The organism is Helcobacillus massiliensis (assembly GCF_033106145.1).
GTDB lineage: Bacteria > Actinomycetota > Actinomycetes > Actinomycetales > Dermabacteraceae > Helcobacillus > Helcobacillus massiliensis.
Genome location: NZ_CP136959.1, coordinates 330,631 through 353,728 on the forward strand (window position 1 = coordinate 330,631; position 23,098 = coordinate 353,728).

The window sequence follows — 23,098 nt, forward strand, 5'->3', positions numbered from 1 at the left end:
CACACCAACGAAGGGGGCCCGACGGAGTCGGTCTTCGGCAGTGACATCCGCGTTCAGAACCGCCCAGCGGCGGCCCGAGCAGACCGCGCGTGTGATTGTTGATGACCGGACCGGGGCCCATGAAGGAGAAGTTCCATGGACCACGATGTGAAGTCCACTCTCGCCGTCATCGACAACGGTGACTACGGCCAGCGCCAGGTGCGCTTCGAGACCGGCCGCCTCGCCAAGCAGGCCGCCGGCGCCGTCTCGGTGTTCCTCGACGACGACACGATGGTGTTCTCGGCGACCGCCGTCTCCAACCAGCCGAAGGAGCACTTCGACTTCTTCCCGCTGACGGTGGACGTCGAAGAGCGCATGTACGCAGCGGGCCGCATCCCCGGCTCGTTCTTCCGCCGCGAAGGCCGCCCCGGCACCGACGCGATCCTCGCCTGCCGCCTCACCGACCGCCCGCTGCGCCCCGCCTTCGTCAAGGGGCTGCGCAACGAGGTGCAGATCGTGCTGACCGTCATGGCCTGCAACCCGAACGACGCCTACGACGTCCTCGGCATCAACGGCGCCTCCGCTTCCACCCAGATCTCCGGCCTGCCGTTCTCCGGCCCGATCGGCGCCGTGCGCATCGCGCTCATGCCGAACGCCGAGGGCGGTCAGTGGATCGCCTTCCCGACCTTCGAGCAGCTCGACGAGGCCGTGTTCTCCATGGTCGTCGCCGGCCGCATCGTCGGTGACGACGTCGCGATCATGATGGTCGAGGCCGAAGCCACCGACAACGCCTGGACCCTCATCAAGGACCAGGGCGCCGTGGCGCCGACGGAGTCCGTCGTCACCGAGGGCCTGGACGCCGCCAAGGTGTTCATCCGCACCCTCTGCGAGGCGCAGCAGTCGCTCGCCGAGCAGGCCGCGAAGCCGGTCCGCGAGTTCCCGCTGTTCCTGGACTTCCAGGACGACGCCTACGAGATCGTCGAGCGCACCGCGAAGGACCGCCTCACCGAGGTCATGAGCATCGCCGACAAGCTCGAGCGCGAGCAGAAGACCGAAGAGCTCCTCGCCGAGGTGCAGGAGGAGCTCGCCGAGCAGCTCGAGGACCGCGAGAAGGAGGTCACCGGTGCCTTCCGTGCGCTCACCAAGGAGGTCGTGCGCACCAAGATCCTCACCGAGGGCGTCCGCATCGACGGCCGCGGCCCCCGCGACATCCGTCAGCTCTCCGCTGAGGTCGAGGTGCTGCCGCGCGTCCACGGCTCCGCCCTGTTCGAGCGCGGCGAGACCCAGATCCTCGGCGTCACCACGCTGAACATGCTGAAGATGGAGCAGCAGATCGACGGCCTCTCGCCGGTCGACCGCAAGCGCTACATCCACCACTACAACTTCCCGCCGTACTCCACCGGTGAGACCGGCCGCGTCGGCTCCCCGAAGCGCCGCGAGATCGGCCACGGCATGCTCGCCGAGCGCGCCATCACCCCGGTGCTGCCGGGCCGTGAGGAGTTCCCGTACGCGATCCGCCAGGTGTCCGAGGCGCTCGGCTCCAACGGCTCCACCTCCATGGGCTCCGTGTGCGCCTCCACCCTGTCCCTGATGAACGCCGGTGTGCCGCTGCGCGCACCCGTCGCCGGCATCGCCATGGGCCTCGTCTCCGCTGAGGTGGACGGCGAGACCAAGTACTCGGCCCTCACCGACATCCTCGGCGCCGAGGACGCCTTCGGTGACATGGACTTCAAGGTCGCCGGCACGAGCGAGTTCATCACCGCGATCCAGCTGGACACCAAGCTCGACGGCATCCCCGCGAGCGTCCTCGCCTCGGCACTGTCGCAGGCTCGCGAGGCCCGCCTGCACATCCTGAACGTGCTGAACGAGGCCATCGACCAGCCGGACGAGATGAGCCCGTACGCTCCGCGCGTCCTCGCCGTCACCATCCCGGTGGACAAGATCGGTGCGGTCATCGGCCCGAAGGGTCAGATGATCAACCAGATCCAGGACGACACCGGCGCCGACATCACCATCGAGGACGACGGCACCGTCTACATCGGCGCCACCGACGGCCCCTCCGCCGAAGCGGCCCGCGCCGCCGTCAACGCCATCGCCAACCCGATGGTCCCCGAGACCGGTGAGCGCTACCTCGGCACCGTGGTCCGCGTGGTCGACTTCGGCGCGTTCGTGTCGCTGACCCCGGGCAAGGACGGCCTGCTGCACGTCAGCAAGCTGCGCGACCTCAACGGCGGCCAGCGCGTGAACAACGTGGAGGACGTCGTCTCCGTCGGCCAGAAGATCGAAGTGGAGATCCGCGAGATCGATGCCCGCGGCAAGATCTCCCTCGACGTCGTCAAGGACGACGAGGGCGAGGACTCCGCTGAGGACAGCGGCGAGGAGAACTGATCCCCGCCTGCTGAGGACAGCATGAGCAGCCCCGCTGATCGAGCCCACCGCTCGGCCAGCGGGGCTGCCCCGTTTCCGCGCTGCTCGTGGGCAGAGGCGCCTGGGCATCGCGGTGGTCAGCGCCCCGCTAGAGTGGATGGGTGCCGATTCCACTCTCACTGACCGAGCCCGGGCTGGAGCAGACCCTCGAGGACTCCACCGGTTCCCTGATCCGCCGCTCCATCCTTCCCGGCGGCATCCGCCTCATCACCGAACGCGACCCGTCGGTCCGCTCCGCCTCCGTCGGCTTCTGGCTGCCCGTCGGCTCCCGCGACGAGACCCCCGAGCACGCCGGCTCCACCCACGTCCTCGAACACCTCCTGTTCAAGGGAACGCCGAGCCGCACCGCCCTGGAGATCGCCACCGCGTTCGATGAGGTCGGCGGGGAGACCAATGCCGCCACCGCGAAGGAGCACACCTGCTACTACGCTCGCGTGCGCTCCGCCGATCTCCCCATGGCCATCAGCGTCCTCGCTGACATGGTCACCTCCCCGCTGCTGGACGAGGACGCCTTCCTCACCGAGCGCGAAGTGATCCTCGAAGAGCTCGCCATGGCGGAGGACGATCCCACTGACGTCGGCTTCGAAGCCGTGATGGCTGATGTCCTCGGACCGGACACGGCCCTGGGCCGCCCCGTCGGCGGCACCCCCGAGACCGTCGTGGCCGTCGGCCTGGAAAACGTCCGCGACCACTACCGCGAGCACTACGCCCCCGAGCGCCTGCTGGTCACCGCGGTCGGCGACGTCGACCACGAGCAGGTGCGCGAGCTCGTCCTCGCCGCCGTCTCCGCCGGCGGCTGGTCGCTGGCCGACGGGGCCCTGCCCACCCCGATGCGCTCCACCACCGCGCACCGCATGCCGCCCGAGAAGCGGTCGATGCGGGAGCTGCGCCGCGACACCGAACAGACCCACGTCTTCATCGGCGGGCCGTCCATCACCGCGGTCGACGACCGCCGGCAGGCGATGACCGTGCTGATGAGCATCCTCGGCGGCGGCATGAGCTCCCGCCTGTTCCAGGAAGTGCGCGAACGCCGCGGCCTCGCCTATTCCGTGTACTCGTACCATTCGGCGTTCCGCGACGCCGGCATGGCCGGAATGTACGCAGCGTGCCGCGCCAAGAGCGCAGACGCCGTCGCCGACCTCCTCGTCGCCGAAGTGGAACGCATGGCCGAGCACGGCATCACCGACGACGAGCTGCGCCGCGCCCTCGGCCAGATCACCGGCTCGATGGCGCTCGGGCTGGAGGACACCCAGTCGCGGATGGCGCGCCTGGCCACCTCTGAACTGCTCCAGGGCCAGTTCCGCAGCGTCGACGAAGCGCTCGACGCTTTCAATGCGGTCGAGCGCCCCCAGGTGCAGCAGCTCGCCGCCGAGATGGCGGACGCCGTCGGCACCCGCGTGGACGTCGGTCCCGAACGCACCCCCACCCAGGCCATCCCCACCACCACCTCCGAGGAGAACCAGCGATGAGCACCATCCGCGCAGCAGTGATCGGCGCCAACGGGCGCATGGGCAGCGAAGCCGTCAGGGCCCTGGAGGAGGCCGACGGCATCGAGTTCGTCGCCGGCATCACCCGCGAGGACAGCATCGAGGACCTCCTCGACGAGAACGGGCAGAAGCGCGTGGACGTCCTGGTGGATCTCACCGTCCCCGATGCCACGAAGCAGAACGTGCTGTGGGCCGTGGAGCACGGCATCCACGTGGTCGTCGGCGTCACCGGCTGGACCGACGAGTCCCGCGCCGACGTCACCGCCGCACTGGAGAAGAGCCCCGGCACCGGCGTCATCATCGCCCCGAACTTCGCGATCGGCGCCGTCCTCGCGATGACGTTCGCCCAGAAGGCCGCCCGCTTCTACGAATCCGCCGAGATCATCGAACTGCACCACCCGAACAAAGTGGACGCCCCGTCCGGCACCGCCATCCACACCGCTGAGGCCATCGCCCGCGGCCGCGAGGCGGCCGGCAGGGGCCAGGCCCCCGATGCCACCGAGAAGGACCCGCACGGCGCCCGCGGCGCCCGCATCGACGGCATTCCCGTGCACGCGGTGCGGCTGCGCGGCCTTACCGCGCACGAAGAGATCCTGTTCGGCAACACCGGTGAGCAGTTCACCATCCGCCACGACTCCTTCGACCGCATCAGCTTCATGCCCGGCATCGTGCTGAGCGTGCGCGAAGTCGTGGACCGTCCGGGCCTCACCGTGGGCCTGGAGAACATCCTCGACCTCGACTGAGACGCACTGTGGGACAGAAGATCTTCGCCGCCGTCATGGTGCTGCTGTGCCTCATCTACGTGTGGGGCATGGGCTGGATCGCGTACGGCTTCCTCACCTCCGACACCCCGGTGGGCATCGGGCTCGGCCTCGCGCTCATCGTGCTGATCGGCCTCAGCCTGTGGGTGCTGTGGCGGGAGGTCCGCTTCGGCCTCGACACCCAGCGCCTCGCCCGCGCCGCCCGGGCCGACGGATTCTTCGACCGCGTCACCGAGGACGAGCTCAAGAGCTTCCCCGCGGCGAAGCGGGACGTGGAGGCGGACCCGGAGGCGTGGCAGCCGTGGCTGCGGCTGTCGCTCGCGTACGAGGCGAAGCGGGACCGCCGCAATGCCCGCATGGCGATGCGGGAAGCGGCGAAGCGCCACCGCGACTGAGCCCGGCCGCGCAGGTCCGGCCGGAGCCGGCGCGGGGACTCGGCTCGCCGGCGCGCTCAGCCCCAGCCGAGCAGGCGCGTCAGCGCCGTCGCCGCTGCCGCTGCGATGATCACCAGCAGGAACGGGGCGCGCCGCCACAGCAGCACCACCGCGACCGCCGCACCGACGATGCGGGCATCCACCGCCACGGACGTGCCGGACGTCAGCGTCTGGGTCGCCACCAGCGCCGCCAGCAGGGCGATCGGCATAAGCGACAGGATCCGCGAGATCCGCGGACGGTTCAGGAACGAGGCGGGGATCTGATAGCCCAGCCATTTCTGCCCCAGGGACAGCAGTGACGCCGCGATCACCGCCGCCCACAGCATCCCGCCGCTCATGCCCGCTCCTTCTCGTCGGAGGACACGGATGCAGCCGCGGAGGAGCCCTCAGCAGGCGCGGCACCCGTCGGCCCCTCGGGCAGGAACGCGAACAGCACCGCCACCAGCGCCGCACAGATCACCGGCAGCCCCGGCGGCATCAGCGGGACCAGGATCAGCGCCAGAAACGCCGCCGCGACCGCCAGCGCCACCGCTTCCCGGCGCACCAGGCGCGGCCACAGCAGGGCGATGAACGCGGCCGCCGCCGCACCGTCGAGCCCCCACGCGCCCGGGTCCGACATCCAGGAGCCGAGGAACGCCCCCAGCACCGTGAACGCGTTCCACCACACGTACACCCAGATCCCGGCGGACCAGAACCCCACACGCTGCAGCTCCGGAGTCGGGGCGGCCAGCGCGTTCGCCGCGGACTCGTCGATCGTCAGAACGGAGCGGGCCAGCCCGCGCAGGCCCCCGCGGGGGAGCACCGGTGTGAGGGAGATGCCGTACACCGTGTTGCGGATGCCCAGCAGGGTGGAGGTGGAGATCGCCGACACCGCCGAGCCGCCGGAGGCGACTACGCCGACGAACGCGAACTGGCTGCCGCCGGAGAACAGCACCGCGCTGAGCACAACCGCCTGCAGCACGCTCAGACCCGACGAGGTTGCGAGCGCACTGAAGGAGATTGCGTACAGCCCCGTCGCGAAGCCGATGGAGCGGCCTCGGGAGCGGACCGTGCGCGCAGCCTCGGCGGTCATCGGAGGGAACCTGTCGTCATGATGGACCCACCTTAGGGACGGCGGGGGCCCCGTGCGCGCATGCGCCGCGATCCGAGACGCATCGGACGTGCCGGCGAGGACGCGCCGGGACCCTCGGGCCCGGGCTCATCCCGTAGGCTGAGGGCATGAGTGAGATTGTGTTCCGTTCCGATGTGACCGTGGAGCTCGTCCGCTGCTCCGCCGCCGATTCGGACGTTGTGTTCGCCGCCCGAGTCTCGACCGTGGGAGAGCAGTCCAAGGATGTCGTGGGTCAGGAGGATGCGGGGCGCGATCGCGGCCTCATCCGCTACCTGATGCGCGACCGCCACGGCTCCCCGTTCGAGCACAACAGCTTCACCTTCTTCGTCGAAGCGCCGATCTTCGTGTTCCGCGAATTCATGCGCCACCGCATCGCTTCCTACAACGAAGAGTCCGGCCGCTACCGGGAGATGCGGCCCGTGTTCTACGTCCCCGGTGATGACCGCCGCCTCATCCAGAAGGGCAAACCCGGCGCGTACGACTTCTACGAGGGCACCGATGAGCAGCGCGAACTCGTCCAGGCCGAGCACCGCCGACAGGCGGAGGCCGCCTACGAGTCCTACCGCCGGATGCTCGATGCCGGTGTGGCCCGCGAGGTCGCCCGCGGCGTGCTGCCGCTGAGCCTGTTCAGCTCGATGTATGTGACGATGAACGCCCGCTCCATGATGAACTTCATCAGCCTGCGCACCACCAGCGACGACTCGCACTTCCCGTCGTTCCCGCAGCGGGAGATCGAAATGGTCGCCGAGAAGATCGAGCAGCTGTTCGCCGAGAAGATGCCGATCACCTACGAAGCGTTCAACGACGCCGGGCGCGTCGCCCCGTGAGCACGGCGGCACCGGCCCCTTCGTTCCACCTGCCCGGCCGTCACCGCCCCGGCGCCGCCGGTCGCGCAGAGCCCGTCGGCCCCCGATCATCGGAGATGAGATGACCACCGCAGAAAACAGTTCTCTGGACCTCGGGACGCTCGGCGTCGCGATGGTCACACCGTTCACCGAGGACGCCAGCGCGGTCGACCACGACGCGCTGCGAGTCCTCACCGAGCACCTGCTCGACATCGGCCACGACCTGCTCGTGGTCAACGGCACCACCGGCGAATCGCCCACCACCTCGGATGAGGAGAAGCTCGCGATCCTCCGCACCGTCAAGGAGACCGCCGGGGACCGCGCACAGGTGATGGCGGGCATCGGCTCCAACAGCACCGCCCACACGGCCGCCCTGGCCCGTGCCACCGCCGCCACCGGCTGCGCCGACAGCCTCCTGGTGGTCACCCCGTACTACAACAAGCCGTCCCAGGGGGGCGTGAAGGCGCACTTCCGCGCCGTGGCGGAGGCGTCCGACCTCCCGATTCTGCTGTACGACATCCCCGGCCGCGCCGGCATCCCGATCACGCCGGAGACCGCGATCGAACTGTCCGCGATCCCAACGATCCGCGGCGTCAAGGACGCCCGCGGCGACCTGCACGACGGATCCGACCTCATGCGGATCACGAAGCTGGAGATCTACTCCGGTGAGGACGCGCTGAACCTGCCGTGGCTGTCCGTCGGCGCCTCCGGCATCATCTCGGTCTGCTCCCATGTCACCGGGCGCCTCGACCGCATGCAGATCGACGCCGCCCACCGCGGCGACCTCATCACCGCGCAGCGCATCCACTCCTCCCGGATCCCCTTCGTCAACGCCCTGATGAACCAGGTGCCGGGAGCGGTCGCCGTGAAGCACGCCATGGAGCACTTCGGCATCCTGCCGCACGCCACGGTGCGCCTGCCGCTGACTCCCGCGGACCCGCAGCAGATCGCGCGGATCACCGCCTCCAGCAGCGCCCTCGCGGGCATCGTCAAGCAGTTCGAACGAGGGGACAAGAAGTGAGCGAATCACCCTTCCACGCCAAGCTCGGCACCCCGCCGAAGCTCAAGCCCGGCACCCTGCGGGTCACCCCGCTGGGCGGCCTCGGCGAAGTCGGCCGCAACATGACCGTCTTCGAGATCGACGGTCGCCTCCTCATCGTGGACTGCGGCGTCCTCTTCCCGGAGGAGTCGCAGCCCGGTGTGGACCTGATCCTCCCGGACTTCACCTCCATCCGGGACCGCCTCGACGACATCGTCGCGATCGTCCTCACCCACGGCCACGAGGACCACATCGGCGCCGTGCCGTACCTGCTGCGCCTCAAGCCGGACATCCCCCTCGTGGGAAGCCAGCTCACCCTCGCCTTCATCGAGGCGAAGCTGAAGGAGCACCGCATCAAGCCGCTGACCATGGCGGTCAAGGAGGGCGAGTTCCAGGACCTCGGCCCGTTCGAATGCGAATTCGTCGCCGTCAACCACTCCATCCCCGATGCGCTCGCCGTCGCGATCCACACCGATGCCGGCACCGTGCTGCACACCGGTGACTTCAAGATGGACCAGCTGCCGCTGGACGGCCGCCTCACCGACCTGCGCGCCTTCGCCCGCCTCGGCGAGGAGGGCGTGGACCTGTTCCTCGTGGACTCCACCAACGCTGAGGTTCCTGGCTTCACCGTGCAGGAGCGGGAGATCGGCCCCGTGCTCGAGGGCATCTTCGCGAAGTCGGAGAAGAAGGTCGTGGTGGCGTCCTTCTCCAGCCACGTGCACCGCGTGCAGCAGGTGTTCGATGCCGCCGCGAAGCACGGCCGCAAGGTCGCGTTCGTGGGCCGCTCCATGGTCCGCAACATGACCATCGCCGCGGAGATGGGCTACCTGAACATCCCCAAGAACACCCTCATCGACGTCCGGAAGACCGACTCCATGCCGGATGACAAGGTCGTGTTCATGTGCACCGGCTCCCAGGGTGAGCCGATGGCGGCGCTGGGCCGCATCGCCAACCGCAACCACCGCATCGAGGTGGGGGAGGGCGACACCATCATCCTCGCCTCCTCCCTCATCCCCGGCAACGAGACCGACGTGTTCCGGGTGGTCAACGGCCTGCTCGCGCTCGGCGCGAACGTGGTGCACCAGGCGAACGCGCGGGTGCACGTGTCCGGTCACGCCAGCGCCGGTGAGCTGCTTTACTGCTACAACATCCTCCAGCCGAAGAACGTGATGCCGGTGCACGGCGAGGTCCGCCACCTCATCGCCAACGGCGACATCGCGCACTCCTCCGGTGTGCCGCGCGAGAACATCATCCTCACCCGCGACGGCGGCGTCGTGGACCTGAAGGACGGTGTGGCGAAGGTCGTCGGCGAAGTCGAATGCGGCTACGTGTACGTGGACGGCTCCTCCGTCGGCGAGGTCAGCGAGTCCGATCTGAAGGACCGCCGCATCCTCTCCGAAGAGGGCTTCATCTCCCTGTTCGCCGTGGTGTCCTCCGAAACGGGGGAGCTGGTGACCGGCCCGGAGATCCACGCCCGCGGCATCGCGGAGGACGACGACGTGTTCGAGAAGCTCAAGCCGCAGATCAAGAAGGCGCTGGTGCGTGCCATCGAGGAGGAGAAGGGACACGACACCGTGCAGCTGCAGCAGGCGATGCGCCGCGTGGTGGGCCGCTTCGCCTCGCAGCGTCTGCGCCGCCGCCCCATGATCATCCCGGTGGTTGTGAAGGCCTGAGCCGAGAACTTCCCGACATCCCCGCCCCCGTCCGGCGCCCCGCTTCGAGGCGCGGCGGGGGCGTCGGGGTAGATTGGGGGCATGGCTGCACGGACGTCTTCCCCCGCACGTGCGTCGAAAGGCTCTGCACGCAAGGGCTCATCGCGAACCGCGAAGCAGGACGGTTCCTCGACGCTCCCCCTTCCCATTCGGGCTGCCCGAGCGGGCTACCTCGGCGTGGCCCGCGCCGTCGGCGGCTTCATCCGCGGCATCGGCTTCGCCCGCTGGGACGTCGCCTATGAGCAGCGGCGCGACGGCTTCGCGCTGTTCCTGCTGCTGCTGGCGCTGCTGATCGCGATCCCGGACTGGTTCCAGGCGCGCGGCCCCGTGTTCGGCGCCGTGCACACCGTCTCCGCGTCCACGTTCGGCATCATGAGCGTGGTGCTGCCGCTGCTGCTGGGCGGCTGGTCGGTGCGCATGTTCCGCCGCCCCGACTTCGTCCACGCCAACACCCGCATCGGCATCGGCATCGCCGTGCTCATCGGCTCCCTCTGCGCAATCGCCTCGGTCAGCGCCCGCCTGCCCGCCCCCGCCGACGGAGTCACCGCCCTCAGCCTCGGCGGCGGTGTGCTCGGGTACCTGGTGGCGGCCCCGCTCGCTGCGCTGGTCCCCACCTGGGTGGTGGTGATCCTCGCGCTCGTCGCCGCGTTCTTCGCGGTCCTGATCATGACGGCGACCCCGCTGAATGCGATCGTGCCGAAGCTGCACGAGGTGTACCTCGCGCTCGTGGGCCACGGCCAGAACGAAGCCGATGAGCGCGCCGCGTTCGGGCTGGAGGCCCGCCCCACCCGGGAGGAGCGGATCGCTCGTCGCACCGGCGCTGTCCGCGCCGGGGGAGGGGCCGACGGGGACCGCGATGACGACGAGCCGAAGCCGTCCAAGCGCGCCAGCTCGCTGCTGCGCCGCCGCAAGCGCGGCCAGGAGCCCGATACCGAGGTGATGGCCGACGGCGCGGGGCACGACGAGTTCGGCTACAGCGGCGACACTCCGTACGAGACCGGTGTGACACAGGCCGATGCCCAGGGCGCCACGGCTGTTCTGCCCGCCGGCGGCGCCTCCGGGTCCCACGCGTCCGGGGCGACCGAGAAGCTGCCCCCCGTGGACGACGGCGACGAGGTGTACGACGTCCTCGCCGAGGAGACCGCCCGCCAGAAGCAGTTCCCCGGCCAGCAGCCGGCTGAGGGCGGCAGCACCGCCGTCGGGCAGGATCCGTCGGCCCCCGAGGAGAAGGACGCGGAGCTGATCCCGCCGCCGGCCGGGGATCTGCCCCGCGCCGGGGAGCAGCTGGAGCTCGACGGCGACATCGTCTATATGCTCCCCGAGTCCGACTTCCTCGCGGAGGGCCCGCCGTCGAAGTCCCGCAGCGAGGCCAACGATCGCGTGGTCGAGGCGCTCGGCGAGGTGTTCGAGCAGTTCAAGGTGAACGCGGAGGTCGTCGGCTTCTCCCGCGGCCCCACCGTCACCCGCTACGAAGTGGAGCTCGGCGCGGGCACGAAGGTGGAGAAGGTGACGGCGCTGTCCAACAACATCGCGTACGCCGTCGCCAGCGCCGATGTGCGGATCCTTTCGCCGATCCCGGGCAAGAAGGCGATCGGCATCGAGATCCCGAACACGGACCGCGAGATCGTCGCGCTCGGCGACGTGCTGCGCTCCGGTGTGGCGCGCGGCCAGTCCCACCCGATGGTGATGGGCGTCGGCAAGGACGTGGAGGGCGGCTACGTGGTCGCGAACCTCGCGAAGATGCCGCACCTGCTGGTCGCCGGCGCCACCGGTGCCGGTAAGTCCGGCTTCATCAACTCGCTGATCACCTCCCTGCTGATGCGCGCCACCCCGGAGGACGTGCGCATGGTGCTGGTGGACCCCAAGCGTGTGGAGCTCACCATCTATGAGGGCATCCCGCACCTCATCACTCCGATCATCACCAACCCGAAGAAGGCCGCCGAGGCCCTCGAATGGGTGGTGAAGGAGATGGACCACCGGTACGACGACCTCGCCCACTACGGGTTCAAGCACATCGACGACTACAACAAGGCGGTGCGCGCCGGTCAGGTGACGCCGCCGCCGGGCAGTGAGCGCACGGTCGCGCCCTACCCGTACCTGCTGGTGGTTGTGGATGAGCTCGCGGACCTGATGATGGTGGCGCCGCGCGACGTGGAGGGCTCCATCCAGCGGATCACGCAGCTGGCGCGCGCCGCTGGCATCCACCTGGTGCTGGCCACGCAGCGTCCGTCGGTCGATGTCGTCACCGGCATCATCAAGGCGAATGTGCCCAGCAGGCTCGCGTTCTCCACCTCGTCACTGCAGGACTCCCGCGTGATCCTCGACAGCCCGGGCGCGGAGAAGCTGATCGGGCAGGGCGATGCCCTGTTCCACCCGATGGGCAAGGCGAAGCCGATGCGTGTGCAGGGCGCGTGGGTGAACGAGTCGGAGATCCACAAGGTCGTGGACCATGTGAAGTCGCAGATGAAGCCGACGTACCGCGAGGACGTCGCCCAGGTCGCGGCGAAGAAGCAGATCGACGATGACATCGGCGACGACCTCGAGGTGCTGCTGCAGGCCACGGAGCTGGTGGTCACCACCCAGTTCGGCTCCACCTCGATGCTGCAGCGCAAGCTGCGGGTCGGGTTCGCGAAGGCGGGCCGTCTGATGGACCTGCTGGAGTCCCGCGAGATCGTCGGCCCCTCCGAGGGGTCGAAGGCCCGCGACGTCCTGGTGCGCCCGGAGGACCTCGGCCGTGCGATCGCCCGCATCAAGGGCGAGGACACCGACCTGTACGAGGACTCCGCCGAACCGGCCGGTGCCGCCATGGGAACCGGGTCACCGGAGGAGATGATGGACTCGGTGCCGGTCGCCGAGGACTACCATGACGACGACGAGGGCGGCTCCGATGACGCCTGGCAGCTGACCGGACGCTGAGGAAGGACCATGATGAGCAGCAGCGCACCCATCCCCGAGGGCGCACCCGGGGCAGCGGACCAGGCGGCGCCGCAGGCACCGCTGTGGAACATCGCGAACATCCTGACGATGCTGCGGATCGTCATGGTGCCCCTCTTCGTCATCGCCGCTGTCGTCTACCACGAGAACGCCCCGATGCGGTGGGTGGTGCTGGGGATCTTCGCCCTCGCCATGATCACCGACTTCGTGGACGGGCACCTGGCGCGCTCGCGCAACCTCATCACGGACTTCGGCAAGCTGATGGACCCGATCGCGGACAAGCTGATCACCGGCGCCGCTTTCATCATCCTCAGCATCTGGGACTACATCCCGTGGTGGATGACGCTGCTGATCCTGCTGCGCGAATGGGGCATCACCATCATGCGCTTCACGATCCTCAAGCACGGCGCGCTGCCCGCGAACTTCGCCGGCAAGGCGAAGACCATGATGCAGTCCATCGCCATCGCGTTCTGCCTCGCCCCGTTCGAACTGCTGATGCCGCAGCTGAAGTGGGTGGGCATCGTCCTGGTCGCCATCGCGTTCGTCCTCACGATGTGGTCGGGCTGGCTCAACGTGAAGGACGGCATCCGTCTGCGCCGCGAAGCCCTCGCCTCCGGAGCCTGAGCCGATGGCCGTGCCCGCAGCAGGCGGCGCGATCGACCCCGTCGGCCACGGTGCCGCCGGCCGCCTCCTCGCCGCCGCCCAGCAGCGCGGTCTGTGGATCGCGACTGCGGAGTCCCTCACCGGCGGGATGCTGGCCTCCCGCCTGATCGACGTTCCCGGCGCCTCCGCCTGCATGGCCGGCGGCGCCTGCACCTATTCGTTCGAGGCGAAGCACCGCGTGCTCGGCCTTGACCTCGCCGACCTCGAGGAGCACGGGGCAGTGCGCGGGTCCGTCGCGCGCGCGATGGCGCTCGCGGCCCGCCGCCTCTACGACTGCGACATCGCGATCGCCACCACGGGTGCCGCGGGCCCGGGCCCCGACGACTACGGCGTGCCCGCCGGCACCGCGTTCATCGCCGTGAGCGCGGGGGAGGAGCTGGTGGTGGAGGAGGTGCGGGCCGACGGGGACCGCCCCGCGGTCCGGGCCGCTGTGGCGCAGCGGGCGCTGGATCTGGCGCTGCGGGTTGTGGAGATGTGACGGACTGTGGTGACGTGCGTCCTGTCAGTTGTCCGCAACGGCGCTTTTCCCCGAGTGTGACCCGTAGAATCATGGGAACAAATCCGGCTCCCCATCCGTTGTGAGAGGCATGAACACCTCCCACATGAACCGCAGTCGGGCCGATGTCGCAGGCGTGCAGCGCGAAGAGCGCCGCCTCAGCGCATCCGGTGCCGGCCGCAGGAGCCTTCTTGCACTCCCCCCGAGCACGTCGCCGGACGAGGAGAGGAAAGGACGACGAGACATGGTGCTCTTCCGCCGCGAACTGGGCGATGTGCTGCGCGCTGCCCGGCTCCACCAGAGGAGGACTCTGCGCCAGGTCTCCGCAGATGCACGCGTCTCCTTGGGCTACCTCAGCGAGATCGAGCGCGGCCAGAAGGAGGCCTCGTCGGAGCTCCTGGCATCCATCACCCAGGCACTGGGCTACCCCCTGTCCCTGATCCTGCGCGAAGTGGCCGAACGGGTCGCCCTGCAGGAGGGGATCCTCGTGCCGGACACCGTCCCGGCCGATCTGGACTGCTCCGAGGGCGGCCGCGAGGACCGCGCCCTGGTGGGCACCCGCTGATCCGTGAAGCTCAGCGAATTCACCGAGCTCGCCGAGCATGTCTTCGGGCCCGCTCTGGCCCGCACCTATGTCGAGGAGATGGTGCTGCCGGACCTCGGCTCCGTCACCGCCCGTGAAGCGATCGAGCAGGGCGCACCCGTGCGCAAGGTCTGGACCTCGCTGTGCGATGCGATGGATGTGCCCGACCGCGACCGGTGGGAAGTGCCGATCGAAGCGCGGCCGCGCCGCTGAGATGGGCGGCGCCGGGGCACTGGCGGCATCCGATGAGGCGCGCGTCTCATCCTGTTCGAAGCGCTTCGGTGTTCGACTCGATCTCGAACGCCTGTTCGTCTATGCTGGGTCCAGCGGTTGTCCACGCCTGCACTTGCGCACCGGACGGCTGCCGGACTTTAAATGTCGCACCCCCTCTCTAGAGTGGGACCGAACCACGAAGAGACGTGAGGAAAGGAACCTGTCATGGCAGCAGCCCCGAAGGACCGAGACAAGTCGCTGGATGCAGCGCTCGCACAGATCGACCGCCAGTTCGGCAAGGGCTCGGTCATGCGCCTGGGCGATGACACCCGTCCGCCGGTCGAGGTCGTGCCCACCGGCTCGGTCGCTCTGGATGTCGCGCTCGGCATCGGTGGTCTGCCCCGCGGCCGCATCGTGGAGGTCTACGGCCCGGAGTCCAGCGGTAAGACCACCGTTGCCCTCCACGCCGTCGCCAACGCCCAACGCAACGGCGGCATCGCCGCTTTCGTGGACGCCGAGCACGCCCTCGACCCCGAGTACGCCAAGAAGCTCGGCGTGGACACCGACTCCCTCCTCGTCTCCCAGCCGGACACCGGTGAACAGGCCCTGGAGATCACGGACATGCTGGTGCGCTCCGGTGCCATCGACATCATCGTGATCGACTCCGTCGCCGCACTCGTGCCGAAGGCCGAGATCGAAGGCGAAATGGGCGACTCCCACGTGGGTCTGCAGGCCCGCCTCATGTCGCAGGCGCTGCGCAAGCTGGCCGGTGCTCTGTCCTCCACCGGCACCACCGCCATCTTCATCAACCAGCTGCGCGAGAAGATCGGCGTGTTCTTCGGCAGCCCCGAGACCACCACCGGCGGTAAGGCGCTGAAGTTCTACGCGTCCGTCCGCATGGACATCCGCCGCATCGAGACCCTGAAGCAGGGCACCGACTCGGTCGGCAACCGCACCCGCGTGAAGATCGTGAAGAACAAGATGGCCCCTCCCTTCAAGCAGGCCGAGTTCGACATTCTCTACGGCGAAGGCATCTCCCGCGAAGGCGGCCTGATCGATCTGGGCGTGGAGCACGGCATCGTCCGCAAGTCCGGCGCCTGGTTCACCTACGAGGGCGATCAGCTCGGCCAGGGCAAGGAGAACGCCCGCCGCTTCCTCAAGGACAACCCGGACCTCGCAGTGGACATCGAACACAAGATCCTCGCGAAGCTCGGCATCGGCGACCACGCCGAGAAGCCCGAGGAGGCCGAGGGCGCTGCGGGTGCCGAAGGCGAGTTCGTCGATGACGAGATCCCCGTCAAGATCTGATGCCCGCGCAGCCGCCTGATGAGCGGCCGCGGGACCAGCAGGCGGAGCGGGCGGGCGTGACCTCACGGCACGCCCGCTCCGCGCATCCTGACCCTGTGGTCCGCGGCTTCCAGCAGAACCTCGCCGCCTACGAACGCGGCGAGACGCCCCGCAACCGTGTGGTGCGGGAATTCCGCAGCCCGGAGGATGAGAAGCGGGTCGTGAAGGAAGCGCGCTACTGCATGGGCCTGATCGGCCGCCGCCTGCGCTCCGAATTCGAACTGCGCACCCGCCTGGCCGAACGCTGCCGGGACGAGAACGACCGTGTCGACACCGCGCTCGTGGACGAAGTGATCGCCCGCCTGGACCGAGCCGACCTCATCAACGACTTCCAGTTCGCCACCGAATGGATCACGCAGCGCCGCGCCGCGAAGCAGCTCGGCACCGGCGCCCTGCGCAGCGAACTCGAAGCCAAAGGCGTGGACGAGTCGATCATCAACATCGCGATCGACGACACGGAGGACGGCAGCGAAACCGAACGGTGCATCGCCCTCGTCCGCGACCGCCTCGACAGAGAACTGCGCTCCACCCGCGCCCTGAGCCGCGATCGCCGCTCCATGGCGCGTCGGCTGTGCGCCGCCGTGCAGCGCCGCGGCTACTCGCAGAACCTCGCCCTGCGGATCGTCAACCAGGAACTGGACATCGCCCGCGTCCCCTGGCAGGCGTGACAGCCCGCTCGCGATGGAGCAGGCCGCGCCTGAGCACCGCCGCTGCCGCCGACTCTTCTAGGCTGAACCCACTATGACGAGCACCCCCACCACCGGCCGCGGCACCTACCAGGTCCGCACCTTCGGCTGCCAGATGAACGTCCACGACTCCGAGCGCCTCGCCGGCCTCCTGGAGACCGCCGGGTACACGCCCGCGCCGGAGAGTGCCGACGTCGAACGCGGCGACGTCGACGTCATCGTGTTCAACACCTGCGCGGTCCGCGAGAACGCCGACCGGCGCCTCTACGGCCACCTCGGGATGCTCCGCCCCGCCAAGCGCCGCAACCCCAACCTGCAGATCGCCGTCGGCGGGTGCCTCGCCCAGAAGGACCGCTCCACCATCACCGACCGCGCCCCCTGGGTGGACGTCGTGTTCGGCACCCACAACATCCACTCCCTGCCGGTGCTGCTGGACCGCGCCCGCCACGAGCGCGACGCCCAAGTGGAGATCCTCGAATCCCTCGAAGTGTTCCCCTCCACCCTCCCCACGAAGCGCGAAAGCGCCGCCGCCGGCTGGGTGTCCATCTCCGTGGGCTGCAACAACACCTGCACCTTCTGCATCGTCCCCTCCCTGCGCGGCAAGGAGAAGGATCGCCGCCCCGGCGACATCCTCGCCGAAGTGCAGCACCTCGTGGACACCGGCGCGATCGAAGTGACGCTGCTCGGCCAGAACGTCAACTCCTATGGCGTCGAGTTCGGCGACCGCGGTGCCTTCGCGAAACTGCTGCGCGCCTGCGGCGAGATCGACGGCCTGGAGCGCATCCGCTTCACCTCACCGCACCCCGCCATGTTCACCGATGACGTCATCGACGCCATGGCGGAGACCCCCACCGTGATGCCGCAGCTGCACATGCCGCTGCAGTCCGGCTCCGACCGCATCCTGAAAGCGATGCGCCGCTCCTACCGGTCCGCGAAGTTCCTCCGCATCCTCGACAGCGTGCGGGAAAGGATCCCGCACGCTGCCATCACCACCGACATCATCGTCGGCTTCCCCGGCGAAACCGAGGACGACTTCCAGCGCACCCTCGACGTGGTGGAGGCATCCCGCTTCTCCAGCGCCTTCACCTTCCAGTACTCACCGCGTCCCGGCACCCCCGCCGCCGACATGGAGGACCAGGTGCCGAAGGAGGTGGTGCAGGACCGGTACGAACGCCTCACCGCACTGCAGGACCGCATCAGCGCCGAAGAGAACCAGCGGCTCATCGGCACCGAAGTGGAAGTCATCATCGGCGACGGTGAGGGCACCCGGGATCAGCAGACCCATCGCCTGTCCGGGCGCTCACGCGACAACCGTCTCGTCCACGTCGGCATCCCCGCAGGCCTCAGCGAGGCCGATATGCCCCGCCCCGGCGATGCGGTCACGGCGCGGGTCACGGCCGCGGCGCCGTTCTACCTCGTCGCGGACTCCGGCGTGACGCCCGCCGATGCAGGTCACGCCTCGGCGCCGACGGGCGCGAGCAGCGGTGAGCCGGCAGGGGAGTTCCGCATCCGCCGCACCCGCTCCGGTGACGCCTGGCAGGCTCGCCTCACCGCAGCGGACGACTCGTGCTCCACCGGTGGCTGCGGCACCGGGCCGGCACCCGCGGGGCCCGTCGGCCTCGGCATGCCGAGCGTGCGCGCCCCGCAGCAGGGGCGCGAGCAGGGGGTCAAGTAGGGGGGCGCGATCAGCGGGTGGCGGGGCCGTCGCCTTCGGAGATCTCCTCCTCCACGTTGTGGAAGAAGGTGATGATGGTGGACAGGGCCGTGGTGATCGTGTGGTCCAGCTCCGCGTCATCAACACCGAAGCGGAAGTCCATCACCGTCTCGCCGTACACGCCGAGCGCCTCATCGTTCTCGCGCCGCACGTACACCTTCGGCCACATGCGCTCCATGTTCCAGTGATTGCAGACGCGCACACAGTCCAGCTTCTGATCCGCCCCCGGCATGGTGTCCCACCGGCCGCGGATCAGCAGCAGCGAATCGTGCTCACCGGTCACCATGAACGTGAACGGGTACGAATCGAACCGCGCCCGCACCGAGTTCTCATGCTCATCGTCAGGGACGAACGAGTAGCCGTGGCGCTGCAGGGCGTCAGTGATCCGTCCCAGGGTCAGGCGCGGCCGCGTCGATGCAGGCAGCTGGTCGCGCTCAGGTCGTGTAGGCATCGCTCATCCTTCGTCTCGGGCGCCCACGCGGCCCTTCAGGGGCCGCGGACTGTCGGCAACCAACGCTAACCCACCCCTGCAGGCGCCACCACATCGCTGCCGAAGATGGAAGAATCGATCCATGGACATCCCCTTGATCGTCATCGCCGGCGCCACCGCCACCGGCAAGAGCGACATCGCCATCGCGCTTGCCGACCGCATCGGCGGGGAGATCATCAACGCGGATGCCCTCCAGTTCTACCGCGGCATGGACATCGGCACAGCGAAGACCCCGCCCGCTGAGCGCCGCGGCATCCCCCACCACCTGCTGGACGTCCTCGACGTCACCGACGAAGCGAGCGTCGCCCAGTACCAGCGGGACGCCCGCGCCCGCGTCCACGAGATCCGCTCCCGCGGACGGGTGCCGATCGCAGTCGGCGGCTCCGGACTGTACCTGCGGGCCCTCACCGATGAGATCCGCTTCCCGCCGACGGATCCCGCCGTCCGGCGCCGCCTCGAACTCTGGGCCCGGGAGGTCGGCAGCGCCGCAGCGCACCGCACCCTCGCCGAGAAGGACCCGTCGGCCGCCCAGCGGATCCAGGTCGGCGACGCCCGCCGCATCGTCCGCGCCCTCGAAGTCATCGAGCTCACCGGGGAGCCGTTCACCGCGTTCCTGCCCAGCTACACCTACGACGACCCGTGGGTCATCCACACCGCGATCCGCCGCGACCGCGACGACCTTCACCAGCGGGTGGAGCGCCGCGTGCACCTCATGGCGGAGCAGGGGCTCCTGGACGAAGTGCGCGACCTCATCGACAGCGGCATCACCGAGGGGAGGACCGCCCGACAGGCCATCGGGTACGCCCAGATGCTCGCCCACCTGCGCGGCGACCTCACCTGGGCCGAGGCGATCGACCAGACCATCACCGGGACGCGCCGCCTCGTGCGCAAACAGGACACGTGGTTCCGCCGCGACCCGCGGATCACCTGGATCGACGCCGCCGGCCCCGACCCCGTCGCCCGGATCCAGACCCTGGTTGCGTCCGGGAGCCCGGCGTAGACTGCGCCCCATGGGACTTCGCAGCACCGACCCCCGCATCAGCTTCGGGCACGGCACCAAGAACACGTTCGTGCTCGTCGACGACCCCGACGGCGAACTCGCGCTGACCGAGCAGGACGTCCGCGACCTCGCCGCCCTCTGGGGTGAGGACAGCGCCGACGGCGTCATCCGGGTGGTGCGCACCGCCGCCAGCGGCGAAGGGTTCATCGCCTCCGGTGACCGGCCCGACGGCACCGGCCACGAATGGTTCATGGACTACCGCAACGCCGATGGCTCCATCGCCCAGATGTGCGGCAACGGCGTGCGCGTGTTCGCCGCCCACCTCCGCGACCGCGGCTGGGTGGAGGCCGACGAGTTCCCCATCATGACCCGCGCCGGCGAACGCTCCGTCACCATTGAGCAGGCGCCCAGCGGCGGCGACGAGCAATGGCAGGTGAAGGTGGGCATGGGCCCTGCCCGCACCAATGATGCCGTCCGCATGGTGACGGTCGACTCCGACTCGTTCGAAGGCCGCGATGTCGACCTCGGCAACCCGCACTGCGTGGTGCAGCTGCCCGACGGCGTCGACTACGACTGCCTCAACCTCGCTGACCGGCCCGACCTCACACCCGAACCGGCCGACGGCGCCAACATCGAATTCGTGCAGGTCCTCGGCGACCGCCACATCCGCATGCGCGTGTTCGAACGTGGAGTGGGGGAGACCCTGTCCTGCGGCACCGGCGCCACCGCTGCGGTCGCCGCCACCGCTGACGCCCTCGGCGAGGGCTGGGGTGAGCAGTGGCTGGTGGACGTGCGCGGCGGCCAGCTGCGCATCGGGTGGGACAGCGACGGCCACATGACCCTCGCCGGTCCCGCAGTGCTCAGCCGCGCCGACTGACCTGCAGCAGGCGGAACCCCTTCGAGCTGTTCAGCCGCTCGACCCGGCGGTCCGGCCATTCCCGGCCGATCCAGGCGGCGAGGGAGTCCGCCCCCAGGTTCTTGCCGACGATCATCGACGCCGTCCCCTCCGGGGTGAGGCGGTCCAGCCAGAGCCGCAGCAGTTCGTGCAGCGCCTGCTTCCCGATCCGGATCGGCGGGTTCGACCAGATCGCGTCGATCCGGTCGCCCTCCGGGAACTCCTCGGGGGCGATGACCTCGATGTTCGTCAGGCCCAGGCGCTGGGTGTTCAGGGCGCACACCGCGCGCGCATGCTCGTTGACGTCCACGGCGAGGACCCGCGCCTGCGGCTGCAGCAGCGCCATCGTGAGCGCGATCGGTCCCCAGCCGCAGCCGAGGTCCAGCACGGTGCTGTCCGGCTCCAGCGGCGGCATCTGATCCGTCTGTGCGAGCAGCAGCGCCGTCGCCTTGTCCAGACCGTCGGAGGAGAAGATCCCGTCGGCCGAGAGGACGGTGCGCTCCTCACCGGCCAGCGGCACCCGCAGCTCCCGAGTGCGCAGATCCGCACCCGCGGCGGGCGAGAAGTAGTGGGCGGGCGTGCCGGGAGTGTCTGCTTCGCGTGTCACATGGGGGAGTGTAGGCCATAAATCGATCGACCCCGCGCCCCGGGCGTGCCATGCTGGAGCATCACCACCACCGCCGACCGAGAGAAGGCCCCCGACTTGCCCACCTCCTTCACCCCCGACCCCGAGTTCAGCCTCGACTCCGACGCCCCCGCCCGCGGGGAGCATGACGGAACCGGGCAGGCGGGCGCGGCCGACGGGGCAGCGGACACCGCACGGGGCCGCGGCAGCTCGATGATGGACCGCGTCCTGTCCCGCGGTGACGCCTCCATCTCCGCCGTCACCTACTCCAGCAGCGACTCCGACGGCGACCAGTTCGACCTCGCCGACCGCCACGCCCTGCGCCGCGTCGACGGCCTCTCCACCGAGCTCGACGACGTCACCGAGGTCGAATACCGCGAACTGCGGCTCGAGAACGTGGTCCTCGCGGGCCTGTTCACCACCGGCAACGTCACCGACGCCGAGAACTCCATGCGGGAACTCGCCGCCCTCGCCGAAACCGCCGGCTCCACCGTCCTCGACGGCGTCATGCAGCGCCGCGCCCACCCGGACCCCGCCACCTTCCTCGGCAAGGGAAAGGCGCTCGAACTCGCGGACCTCGTGGCGGAGGTCGGTGCCGACACCGTCATCGCCGACGGCCAGCTCGGCCCCTCCCAGCGCCGCGCCCTCGAGGACATCGTGAAGGTGAAGGTCATCGACCGCACCGTCCTCATCCTCGACATCTTCGCCCAGCACGCGAAGAGCCGCGAAGGCAAGGCGCAGGTGGAGCTCGCACAGCTCGAGTACCTGCTGCCGCGTCTGCGCGGCTGGGGCGAATCGATGTCCCGTCAGGCCGGTGGCCGAGTCGCCGGCGGCGCCGGCATCGGCTCCCGAGGCCCCGGTGAGACGAAGATCGAACTGGACCGCCGCCGCATCCGCACCCGCATGGCGAAGCTGCGCCGGGAGATCAAGGAGATGGCGCCCAGTCGTGCCGCCAAACGCGCCGACCGGTACCGCCGCGACGTGCCCGCGGTGGCCATCGCCGGCTACACCAACGCCGGGAAGTCCTCGCTGCTCAACCGCCTCACCCGCGCCGGGGTCCTCGTGGAGAACGCCCTGTTCGCCACCCTCGACCCGACGGTGCGGCGCGCGCAGACCCCCGACGGCCGCGAGTTCACGTTCGCGGACACCGTCGGCTTCGTGCGCCACCTCCCGCACGAACTGGTCGAAGCGTTCCGCTCCACCCTCGAAGAAGTCGCCGACGCGGACCTGCTGCTGCATGTGGTCGACGCCGGCCACCCCGACCCGGAGGGCCAGATCCAGGCGGTGCGGGAAGTCCTCTCAGACATCGAGGACTTCGACGTCCCCGAACTCGTCGTCTTCAACAAGGCGGACCTCGCCGCCCCTGAGACCCTGGCGCGGCTGCGCTCCCAGGTCCAGGACTCCGTCGCGGTGTCCGCCATCACCGGTGAGGGCATCGAGGAGCTGCGCGAGATGATCGCGGAGCGCCTCCCGCAGCCCACCGAAGAGGTGGACCTCGTGGTGCCGTACACCCGCGGCGACCTCGTCTCCCGCATCCACACCACGGGCGAGATGATCAGCGAGGAGTTCGAGGAGAACGGCACCCACGTGCACGCCCGTGTGGACGGCCGTCTCGCCGCTGAACTCGACGAAGCGCGGGTCCGCTGACGAGCGGTCA

The 23,098-nt window shown here is 69.5% G+C and carries 22 protein-coding genes; 18 read left to right on the forward strand and 4 right to left on the reverse strand.

Features of this window, described 5'->3' with window-relative positions:
- Nucleotides 1-135 precede the first annotated feature (135 nt).
- From R3I40_RS01615 to R3I40_RS01630, 4 genes are all read left to right on the forward strand, one after another.
- A complete protein-coding gene (locus tag R3I40_RS01615; protein ID WP_183373476.1) occupies nucleotides 136-2,367 on the forward strand; it encodes a polyribonucleotide nucleotidyltransferase in 2,232 nt (743 codons plus the stop codon).
- A 140-nt stretch (nucleotides 2,368-2,507) separates the two neighbouring features.
- Nucleotides 2,508-3,875, forward strand: a complete 1,368-nt coding sequence (locus R3I40_RS01620; RefSeq protein ID WP_285262233.1) for a M16 family metallopeptidase — start codon at nucleotides 2,508-2,510, stop codon at nucleotides 3,873-3,875.
- Nucleotides 3,872-4,636 (forward strand): 4-hydroxy-tetrahydrodipicolinate reductase, encoded by a 765-nt coding sequence (dapB, locus tag R3I40_RS01625; RefSeq protein WP_183373478.1) that lies wholly within the window; start codon nucleotides 3,872-3,874, stop codon nucleotides 4,634-4,636. The genes R3I40_RS01620 and dapB overlap by 4 nt, the downstream gene beginning before the upstream one ends.
- An 8-nt stretch (nucleotides 4,637-4,644) precedes the next feature.
- On the forward strand, nucleotides 4,645-5,049 hold the full coding sequence (locus tag R3I40_RS01630; protein WP_183373479.1) for a hypothetical protein: 405 nt from the start codon (nucleotides 4,645-4,647) through the stop codon (nucleotides 5,047-5,049).
- Between the two features lie 56 nt (nucleotides 5,050-5,105).
- Here R3I40_RS01630 and R3I40_RS01635 read toward each other — a convergent pair whose 3' ends face one another.
- Nucleotides 5,106-5,426, reverse strand: coding sequence for an AzlD domain-containing protein (locus tag R3I40_RS01635; protein ID WP_239376109.1), 321 nt, complete (start codon nucleotides 5,424-5,426; stop codon nucleotides 5,106-5,108).
- Nucleotides 5,423-6,160, reverse strand: a complete 738-nt coding sequence (locus R3I40_RS01640) for an AzlC family ABC transporter permease (RefSeq protein ID WP_239376108.1) — start codon at nucleotides 6,158-6,160, stop codon at nucleotides 5,423-5,425. Before R3I40_RS01640 ends, R3I40_RS01635 begins: the two co-directional genes overlap by 4 nt.
- 146 nt (nucleotides 6,161-6,306) lie before the next feature.
- On the opposite strand from R3I40_RS01640, the gene thyX reads away from it, so the two are divergent.
- From thyX to miaB, 11 genes are all read left to right on the forward strand, one after another.
- Nucleotides 6,307-7,026 (forward strand): FAD-dependent thymidylate synthase, encoded by a 720-nt coding sequence (gene thyX / locus R3I40_RS01645; RefSeq protein WP_183373482.1) that lies wholly within the window; start codon nucleotides 6,307-6,309, stop codon nucleotides 7,024-7,026.
- A gap of 100 nt (nucleotides 7,027-7,126) precedes the next feature.
- The gene (dapA, locus tag R3I40_RS01650; RefSeq protein ID WP_239376107.1) at nucleotides 7,127-8,065 is read left to right on the forward strand and encodes a 4-hydroxy-tetrahydrodipicolinate synthase; all 939 of its coding nucleotides are present in this window, start codon (nucleotides 7,127-7,129) and stop codon (nucleotides 8,063-8,065) included.
- The gene (locus tag R3I40_RS01655; RefSeq protein WP_239376106.1) at nucleotides 8,062-9,756 is read left to right on the forward strand and encodes a ribonuclease J; all 1,695 of its coding nucleotides are present in this window, start codon (nucleotides 8,062-8,064) and stop codon (nucleotides 9,754-9,756) included. The genes dapA and R3I40_RS01655 overlap by 4 nt, the downstream gene beginning before the upstream one ends.
- Before the next feature lie 81 nt (nucleotides 9,757-9,837).
- Nucleotides 9,838-12,711 carry an FtsK/SpoIIIE family DNA translocase gene (locus R3I40_RS01660; RefSeq protein ID WP_285262234.1) on the forward strand — a complete coding sequence of 958 codons (2,874 nt, stop codon included), beginning with the start codon at nucleotides 9,838-9,840 and terminating at the stop codon, nucleotides 12,709-12,711.
- A gap of 9 nt (nucleotides 12,712-12,720) precedes the next feature.
- Complete coding sequence (gene pgsA / locus R3I40_RS01665; protein WP_317700062.1) at nucleotides 12,721-13,353, forward strand: CDP-diacylglycerol--glycerol-3-phosphate 3-phosphatidyltransferase; 633 nt, start codon at nucleotides 12,721-12,723, stop codon at nucleotides 13,351-13,353.
- Between the two features lie 4 nt (nucleotides 13,354-13,357).
- Nucleotides 13,358-13,870 carry a CinA family protein gene (locus R3I40_RS01670; protein WP_285262236.1) on the forward strand — a complete coding sequence of 171 codons (513 nt, stop codon included), beginning with the start codon at nucleotides 13,358-13,360 and terminating at the stop codon, nucleotides 13,868-13,870.
- 262 nt (nucleotides 13,871-14,132) lie between these two features.
- The gene (locus tag R3I40_RS01675; RefSeq protein WP_183373487.1) at nucleotides 14,133-14,453 is read left to right on the forward strand and encodes a helix-turn-helix domain-containing protein; all 321 of its coding nucleotides are present in this window, start codon (nucleotides 14,133-14,135) and stop codon (nucleotides 14,451-14,453) included.
- A 3-nt stretch (nucleotides 14,454-14,456) separates the two neighbouring features.
- Entirely contained in the window at nucleotides 14,457-14,684 is a 228-nt protein-coding gene (locus tag R3I40_RS01680) for a DUF3046 domain-containing protein (protein WP_183373488.1), read from the forward strand.
- Nucleotides 14,685-14,909: 225 nt separating this feature from the next.
- Nucleotides 14,910-15,992 carry a recombinase RecA gene (gene recA, locus R3I40_RS01685; RefSeq protein ID WP_183373489.1) on the forward strand — a complete coding sequence of 361 codons (1,083 nt, stop codon included), beginning with the start codon at nucleotides 14,910-14,912 and terminating at the stop codon, nucleotides 15,990-15,992.
- A gap of 56 nt (nucleotides 15,993-16,048) precedes the next feature.
- A complete protein-coding gene (locus tag R3I40_RS01690; protein ID WP_239376102.1) occupies nucleotides 16,049-16,699 on the forward strand; it encodes a regulatory protein RecX in 651 nt (216 codons plus the stop codon).
- 73 nt (nucleotides 16,700-16,772) lie between these two features.
- Nucleotides 16,773-18,392 (forward strand): tRNA (N6-isopentenyl adenosine(37)-C2)-methylthiotransferase MiaB, encoded by a 1,620-nt coding sequence (gene miaB, locus R3I40_RS01695; protein ID WP_183373491.1) that lies wholly within the window; start codon nucleotides 16,773-16,775, stop codon nucleotides 18,390-18,392.
- 10 nt (nucleotides 18,393-18,402) lie between these two features.
- On the opposite strand, the gene R3I40_RS01700 is transcribed toward miaB, so the two are convergent.
- Entirely contained in the window at nucleotides 18,403-18,882 is a 480-nt protein-coding gene (locus tag R3I40_RS01700; protein ID WP_183373492.1) for a type III secretion system chaperone family protein, read from the reverse strand.
- Nucleotides 18,883-19,003: 121 nt separating this feature from the next.
- Between R3I40_RS01700 and miaA the strand changes: the two genes are divergently transcribed.
- Nucleotides 19,004-19,921 carry a tRNA (adenosine(37)-N6)-dimethylallyltransferase MiaA gene (gene miaA / locus R3I40_RS01705; RefSeq protein WP_285262237.1) on the forward strand — a complete coding sequence of 306 codons (918 nt, stop codon included), beginning with the start codon at nucleotides 19,004-19,006 and terminating at the stop codon, nucleotides 19,919-19,921.
- 10 nt (nucleotides 19,922-19,931) lie between these two features.
- Nucleotides 19,932-20,798 (forward strand): diaminopimelate epimerase, encoded by an 867-nt coding sequence (gene dapF, locus R3I40_RS01710; RefSeq protein WP_285262238.1) that lies wholly within the window; start codon nucleotides 19,932-19,934, stop codon nucleotides 20,796-20,798.
- Here dapF and R3I40_RS01715 read toward each other — a convergent pair.
- The gene (locus tag R3I40_RS01715) at nucleotides 20,782-21,423 is read right to left on the reverse strand and encodes a class I SAM-dependent methyltransferase (RefSeq protein WP_285262239.1); all 642 of its coding nucleotides are present in this window, start codon (nucleotides 21,421-21,423) and stop codon (nucleotides 20,782-20,784) included. The genes dapF and R3I40_RS01715 overlap by 17 nt on opposite strands.
- Nucleotides 21,424-21,654: 231 nt before the next feature.
- Between R3I40_RS01715 and hflX the strand changes: the two genes are divergently transcribed.
- Nucleotides 21,655-23,088 carry a GTPase HflX gene (hflX, locus tag R3I40_RS01720; protein ID WP_239376119.1) on the forward strand — a complete coding sequence of 478 codons (1,434 nt, stop codon included), beginning with the start codon at nucleotides 21,655-21,657 and terminating at the stop codon, nucleotides 23,086-23,088.
- The last annotated feature ends 10 nt before the right edge of the window (nucleotides 23,089-23,098 follow it).